6 protein-coding genes are annotated in these 6,312 nt (G+C 73.1%); 4 read left to right on the top strand and 2 right to left on the bottom strand.

Annotated elements, in window-relative coordinates:
* The first annotated feature begins 67 nt into the window (after positions 1-67).
* Positions 68-805 (top strand): enoyl-CoA hydratase family protein, encoded by a 738-nt coding sequence (locus J7F03_RS07180; RefSeq protein WP_214947810.1) that lies wholly within the window; start codon positions 68-70, stop codon positions 803-805.
* Positions 793-1,389: a TetR/AcrR family transcriptional regulator gene (locus tag J7F03_RS07175; RefSeq protein WP_214947809.1), complete on the top strand. Its 597-nt coding sequence runs from the start codon at positions 793-795 to the stop codon at positions 1,387-1,389. Before J7F03_RS07180 ends, J7F03_RS07175 begins: the two co-directional genes overlap by 13 nt.
* A gap of 106 nt (positions 1,390-1,495) precedes the next feature.
* Here J7F03_RS07175 and J7F03_RS07170 read toward each other — a convergent pair whose 3' ends face one another.
* Complete coding sequence (locus J7F03_RS07170; RefSeq protein ID WP_214947808.1) at positions 1,496-2,611, bottom strand: citrate synthase 2; 1,116 nt, start codon at positions 2,609-2,611, stop codon at positions 1,496-1,498.
* A gap of 237 nt (positions 2,612-2,848) precedes the next feature.
* Here J7F03_RS07170 and pdxH point away from each other — a divergent pair, with 237 nt between their 5' ends.
* A complete protein-coding gene (gene pdxH, locus J7F03_RS07165) occupies positions 2,849-3,472 on the top strand; it encodes a pyridoxamine 5'-phosphate oxidase (protein WP_251071555.1) in 624 nt (207 codons plus the stop codon).
* Between the two features lie 462 nt (positions 3,473-3,934).
* Positions 3,935-5,302 carry a PAS domain-containing protein gene (locus tag J7F03_RS07160; RefSeq protein ID WP_214947806.1) on the top strand — a complete coding sequence of 456 codons (1,368 nt, stop codon included), beginning with the start codon at positions 3,935-3,937 and terminating at the stop codon, positions 5,300-5,302.
* Here the strand turns inward: J7F03_RS07160 and J7F03_RS07155 are convergent.
* Entirely contained in the window at positions 5,299-6,054 is a 756-nt protein-coding gene (locus J7F03_RS07155) for an SIS domain-containing protein (protein WP_214947805.1), read from the bottom strand. The genes J7F03_RS07160 and J7F03_RS07155 overlap by 4 nt on opposite strands.
* Positions 6,055-6,312: the final 258 nt, after the last annotated feature.

The raw sequence follows: 6,312 nt of genomic DNA, 5'->3' as shown, positions 1-6,312 counted from the left end.
CACAAACGCACCCCACATACCCTCCCCAGAGGGGCCCCCGCCCACCAGACCCCCCTCCGGAGGAGACATGCCCCCACTGGTCCAAGCCGCGCGAGCGAACGGCATCACCACCCTCACCCTGGACTCCCCGGCCAACCGCAACGCACTCTCCGCCGCCCTGGTCGCAGAGCTCCGCGAGGCCCTGGCCGTCGCGGCCGGAGCCAAGCCCGCCGCAGTCGTCGTCCTCACCCACACCGGCAACACCTTCTGCGCCGGCGCGGACCTCAAGTCCCCCTGCGACCCGGCCGACTTCCTCGCCCTGCTCCGCGAGATCGCCGAACTCCCCAAGCCCGTCGTCGCCCGCGTCACGGGCCACGTCCGCGCGGGCGGCCTCGGCCTCCTCGGAGCCTGCGACATCGCCGCCGCCGGCCCCGCGTCCACGTACGCCTTCACCGAGACCCACCTCGGCGTCGTCCCGGCCGTCATCTCCGCACCCCTGCTGCCCCGCCTGGACCCCCGCGCGGCCGCCCGCTACTTCCTGACCGCTGAAGCCTTCGACGCCGCCGAAGCCACCCGCATCGGCCTGCTCACCCTGCACGGCGAGGACGTCGACAAGATCCTCGTGCCCGTCCTCGACGGCCTGCGCAAGGCCGGACCGCAGGCGCTGGCAGCGACGAAACAGCTGCTCACCGCCCCCGTACGGGCCGCCCTGGAGCAGGACGGGGCCGCGCTCACCGAGCTGTCCGCCCGCCACTTCGCCTCCGCCGAGGCCCGCGAGGGCATCACCGCCCGCTTCGAGCGCCGGGACCCGTCATGGCTGCGTTGACCACGACGAACGCCCCCAAGCAGGCCCGCAGCCGGGTCACCCGCCGCCACCTGCTGGAGGCGGCCGTCTCCTGCCTGGCGGAACACGGCTGGGCCGGCTCCACCGTCTCCGTCGTCGCGGAACGCGCCGGGGTCTCGCGGGGCGCCGCCCAGCACCACTTCCCGACCCGCGAGGACCTGTTCACCGCCGCCGTCGAGTACGTGGCCGAGGAACGCTCCACCGCCCTGCGCGAGCTCTTCCAGGCCGGCCCGGCGGCGCGCCCGGCCGTCGTCGAAGCCCTCGTCGACATGTACACGGGCGTGCTCTTCCGCGCCGCCCTCCAGCTGTGGGTCGCCGCCTCCAACGAGGAGCAGCTGCGCCCCCGGGTCACCGAGCTGGAAGCCCGCGTCGGCCGCGAGACCCACCGCATCGCCGTGGAACTGCTGGGCGCGGACGAGTCCGTACCCGGCGTACGGGAGACCGTGCAGGGCCTCCTCGACATGGCCCGAGGGCTGGGCCTGGCCAACGTCCTCACCGACGACACCGCCCGCCGGGCCCGCGTCGTAGCCCAGTGGGCCCGGATCCTGGACGCGGTCCTCACATGAAGGAGCGCCACACCCCGTCGGGGATGCGGCGCCCTGGTCTCACGGCGGCCCTGTGCGGGGGCAGCCGGCGAGCTCGGATCAGTCCGTGCGGATCAGTCGGTCCGGATCAGTTGGTCCGCGACAGGTCCGTGATGTCGGAGTAGCCCTCGATCCCGCTCGGCTTGCGCACGCCCGGCCCGATGTAGCGGGCCGAGGGGCGCACCAGGCGGCCCGTGCGCTTCTGCTCCAGGATGTGCGCCGACCAGCCGGCGGTACGGGCGCACGTGAACATCGAGGTGAACATGTGCGCCGGGACCTCCGCGAAGTCCAGCATGATCGCGGCCCAGAACTCCACGTTGGTCGCGAGCACCCGGTCGGGGCGCCGCGCGTGCAGCTCCTCCAGCGCGGCCTTCTCCAGCGCGGCCGCGACCTCGTAGCGCGGGGCGTCCAGCTCCTTGGCCGTGCGCCGCAGCACGCGGGCGCGCGGGTCCTCGGCGCGGTAGACGCGGTGGCCGAAGCCCATCAGCCGCTCGCCCTTGTCCAGGGCCTTCTTCACGTAGGCCACGGCGTCGCCGGTGCGCTCGATGTCCTCGATCATGCCGAGGACGCGCGACGGCGCCCCGCCGTGCAGCGGCCCGGACATGGCGCCGACGGCACCGGAGAGCGCGGCGGCGACGTCCGCACCGGTCGAGGCGATCACCCGGGCGGTGAACGTGGAGGCGTTCATCCCGTGCTCGGCGGCCGAGGTCCAGTACGCGTCGACGGCCTTGACGTGCTTCGGGTCGGGCTCGCCGCGCCAGCGGATCATGAACCGCTCGACCACGGACTCGGCCTTGTCGATCTCGCTCTGCGGGACCATCGGCCGGCCCTGCCCGCGGGCGGACTGGGCGACGTACGACAGTGCCATCACGGCGGCGCGCGCGAGATCGTCGCGAGCGGTCCGCTCGTCGATGTCGAGCAGCGGTTTCAGACCCCACACGGGGGCGAGCATGGCGAGCGCCGACTGCACGTCGACCCGGATGTCACCGGAGTGCACCGGGATCGGGAAGGGCTCGGCGGCCGGCAGGCCGGGGTTGAAGGCACCGTCGACCAGCAGACCCCAGACGTTCCCGAAGGAGACGTGGCCCACGAGGTCTTCGATGTCGACGCCCCGGTAGCGCAGAGACCCGCCTTCCTTGTCGGGTTCGGCGATCTCCGTTTCGAACGCGACGACTCCCTCGAGCCCGGGTACGAAGTCGGACATCAGGCAGCTCCTCAGATAGTGCGAACACGCGCGGCTCCCGGCGTGATTCGCGGTCCGGCGCGGTCATCCCCGTTGATGCCCGGCACGGCCGATGGTCACCCCTGTGGAACCGTCGGACCGGCCCCAAGATTTTGTCCGTTCCGCAAGGCGCGGGGAAGCGTGACATACGGCACACCCCTTCCGCGTCCGCTGGGGGAGGATGGCCGCGTGACCGATCAGCACCATGACCCCGCCGTCATGCGCAAGCAGTACCGCTCCCACCTCGTCGCCGAGGAGAGCCTCGCCGAGGACCCCATGGGCCAGTTCGCCGACTGGTTCAAGGACGCGGTCGAGGCGCACGTCTTCGAGCCCAACGCCGTGATCGTCTCGACGGCGACGCCCGACGGCCGCCCCAGCTCCCGCACGGTGCTGCTGAAGCAGTTCGACGGGCGGGGGTTCGTCTTCTTCACGAACTACGACTCCCGCAAGGGCCGCGAGATCGCCGCCAACCCGTACGTCTGCCTGCTCTTCCCCTGGCACCAGGTCGCCCGCCAGGTCATCGTGACCGGCACCGCCTCCCGCATCGGCCGCGACGAGACGGCCGCGTACTTCCGCTCCCGCCCGCACGGCTCGCAGCTGGGCGCCTGGGCCAGCGAACAGTCGACGGTCATCGCCTCGCGCGCCGAGCTCGACCGGCGCTACGCGGAGCTGGAGGCCCGCTACCCGGAGGGCGAACAGGTCCCGGTCCCGCCGCAGTGGGGCGGCATCCGGGTCGTCCCGGACGCGCTGGAGTTCTGGCAGGGCCACGAGAACCGCCTGCACGACCGCCTGAAGTACGTCCTGGAGGCCGGCGAATGGCGAGTGGAACGCCTCTGCCCGTAGCCGCGCGGCGCTGACCGGGGAGGGCGGCCGGCACCCTGAGCCGTCGCCCCGACCGGCGGCCGAAAACGCAGACGACCCGCGGGCTCGGGTCTCTCCCCTGCAGTGGGAGAAGCCGGCCGGACGTACCGGCGAGCCCGCGGGTCGGGTGACTGCTGTGGATTGGCGCCAGGCATCCCGCCAGGCACCGCACTGGGTGCGTGCGACGACGGGCGCTTTAGCCCGCAGCCACCTCACGCGTCCGGTTTCCGTACATTTCGAAAACCACCTCCCTTCTTGTGTACGGCCGAGCCTACGACCGCCCCCGAGGGGCCTCAACCCATTTAATCGGGGCGTCCGTCATCCGGGGGAAGGTCGTCACGTAGGGACATACCGGGAGGATTGCGGGAAGTGGGTGTGGGCTGCGTCACGTTCCAGTTCAATTGCGTGACGTGCCGCACACGCGAACACCTGCAGGGGGCCCAGGTGACTGCTTCCGGACGTAGCGAGACCGCCGACGATCTGCTCGCAGCGCTGTTGGACGGGATGGACGCCGCCTTGTGCGCGTTCGACGCCGACGGCGTGATCACCCACTGGAACCGCGAGGCCGAGCGGATCCTGGGGTGGACCGCGGGCGAGGCCGTGGGGCGCAAGGGGTTCGCGGGGTGGGCCGTACGGGCCGCCGACGCGCAGGACGTGCAGGACAGACTCATGTCCGCCCAGGACGTGCGGGGGCGCCAGGTGCACGAGTTCGCGCTGCTCACCAAGGACGGCGGGAGGGTGCTCGTACGGACCCAGTCCGCCGGGGTGCCGGGCGCCGGCGGGAAACCGGCCGGGGTGTACTGCGCCTTCAGCGAGGTGCACGCGCAGATCGACCTGGAGCGGTCCATCGCCCTGAGCGAGGCGCTGATGGACGACGCCTCCTGGGGCGTCGTGCTCGTCGACGTGGACCTGCGCCCGGCCGTCGTCAACGCGCACGCCGCCCGCGCCTTCGGCTCCGGGCGCACCGCCCTGCTCGGCCGGCCGCTGGGGGAGCTGCTGGCGCAGGGCGTGGAGGAGCTGGAGGGGGCGCTGCAGCACGTACTGGCCGAGGGCGCGCCCCCGGCACCCGTGGAGCTGTGGGTCTGCGTACGCACCCCCGAGGGCGTGCGCCGGCGGTGCTGGCGCTGCGGGTTCCTGCGCCTCGCCTCGCCGCTCGCGGAGGAACCCGTACCGCTCGGCGTCGCCCTGCTGTTCCAGGACGTCACCGAGGCCCGGCAGGAGCAGCTGGACACGGCGCAGCTGCGGTTCCGGTCCCACCAGCTGTACCGGGCCGGGCGGGCCGCCGCCGAGTGCGAGGACCCGGCGGAGGCGGCGGTCGTACGGCTGGAGTTCGCGCTGGCGGGCTTCGCCGAGCACGCGCTGCTCGACGTACTGGAACCGGGGCGCGCGCGGCTGCTGCGCTGGGCGGCGTCCCCGCCGGGCCTGCCGGGGCTGCCCGAGCCCGGGGCGATCCCCGTGCGGTACGAGCCCGGGCACCCGGTGCTGCAGGCGCTGGACCGGACCGGGTCGGTGCGCACCAGCGCGCCGCTCGGCGGGGCCGCGGCGGAATGGGCGCGGGCCCGGCGATGGCCGGAGGGCGCGGCGCACGTGCTGTGCACGGTGCTGCGCAGCCGGGGGCGGAGCCTGGGGACGCTGACGTTCCTGCGCGGGCCCTCGCGGGCCGCCTTCGAGCGGGCGGACGCGGCGTACGCGGAGGAGGTGGCGGCCCGGGTCGCGGCCGACCTGGACCTGGCGGGCGCGGGTCCGGGTGCCGCGGGTCCGGGTGCCGCGGGTCCGGCGGCGCCCGGCCCGGACCGGAAGGGGAGGGCCTAGTGGCGGAAGAAGATCCGGTCGCCGTACTCCTGCATGACGCGGCCGTTCCACTCGTGGCCGCCGTCGACGTTGCCCGAGCGCAGCAGCGGCGGCTCGACGCCGCGGGCCGCGAGTTCGCCGGCCGCGGCGGCCATGACCGCCTGCATGATCGCGCTGGTCACGACGGTGGAGGCGGGGGCGAAGGGGGCCTCGATGCCGTCGAGGGTGAGCTCGGCGTCGCCGACCGCGATCTTGCTGTCGAGGACGATGTCGCAGTGGTCCTTGAGGAAGGTGCCGGAGACGTGGCGCGACTTGGTCTCCGTGGCGTAGGCGACCGAGGTCACGCCGATGACCTTGAGGCCGATCGCGCGGGCGTTCATGGCCATCTCGACCGGCAGGGCGTTGCGCCCGGAGAGGGAGATGATCACGAGGACGTCGCCGTCGGAGGCCGGGCTGCTGTCCAGGACCGCTCCGGCGAGGCCGTCGACGCGCTCCAGGGCGCTGCCGAGGGTGGCCGGCATGACGTCGATGCCCGCGGTGCCGGGGACGGCGAGGAAGTTCATCAGGGCGAGTCCGCCGGCCCTGTACACGACGTCCTGGGCGGGGAGCGAGGAGTGCCCGGCGCCGAAGGCGAAGAGCTTGTTCCCGGCGGCGACGGCGTCCGCGATGACCGTGCCGGCCTCGCCGATGCGCGCGGACTCCTCGTCCCGTACCCGCTCCAGCAGGCCGATCGCGGCGTCGAAGAACTGACCGGCCAGCTTGCTCTCGCTCATACGCCGATGGCCTTCCGGGTGGGAGTTGGGGTGAGGTTGTCGTCCGTGTCCGCCGCTCACCGTGCGGTCTGGACCAAGGGCGTGTCAATACGAACGTCAATCCACGGCGCGAAAGGCCCGGCGGCATCCGGAATGCGAGACGCCGAGAGGTCCCGAGGCGGGTTTCGGGCACTCCGGAACGGCCCTTGCCCTCCGGTACGGGACGGTTGTCGGCCTGATGCGTCAGAATTGGGGGCAGGGCCAGCGCACGCAATCCGA

The sequence above is a fragment of the Streptomyces sp. ISL-43 genome (assembly GCF_018614195.1).
Classification (GTDB): Bacteria; Actinomycetota; Actinomycetes; order Streptomycetales; family Streptomycetaceae; genus Streptomyces.
The sequence above is the reverse complement of the archived record's forward strand: the minus strand, read 5'-3'. Positions and strand labels throughout refer to the sequence as shown.

Coding starts and splice junctions, on each gene's coding strand:
- J7F03_RS07175 (WP_214947809.1), top strand. CDS start 793: ATGGCTGCGTTGACCACGACGAACGCCCCCAAGCAGGCCCGCAGCCGG.
- J7F03_RS07170 (WP_214947808.1), bottom strand. CDS start 2,611: ATGTCCGACTTCGTACCCGGGCTCGAGGGAGTCGTCGCGTTCGAAACG.
- J7F03_RS07155 (WP_214947805.1), bottom strand. CDS start 6,054: ATGAGCGAGAGCAAGCTGGCCGGTCAGTTCTTCGACGCCGCGATCGGC.
- J7F03_RS07180 (WP_214947810.1), top strand. CDS start 68: ATGCCCCCACTGGTCCAAGCCGCGCGAGCGAACGGCATCACCACCCTC.
- pdxH (WP_251071555.1), top strand. CDS start 2,849: ATGCGCAAGCAGTACCGCTCCCACCTCGTCGCCGAGGAGAGCCTCGCC.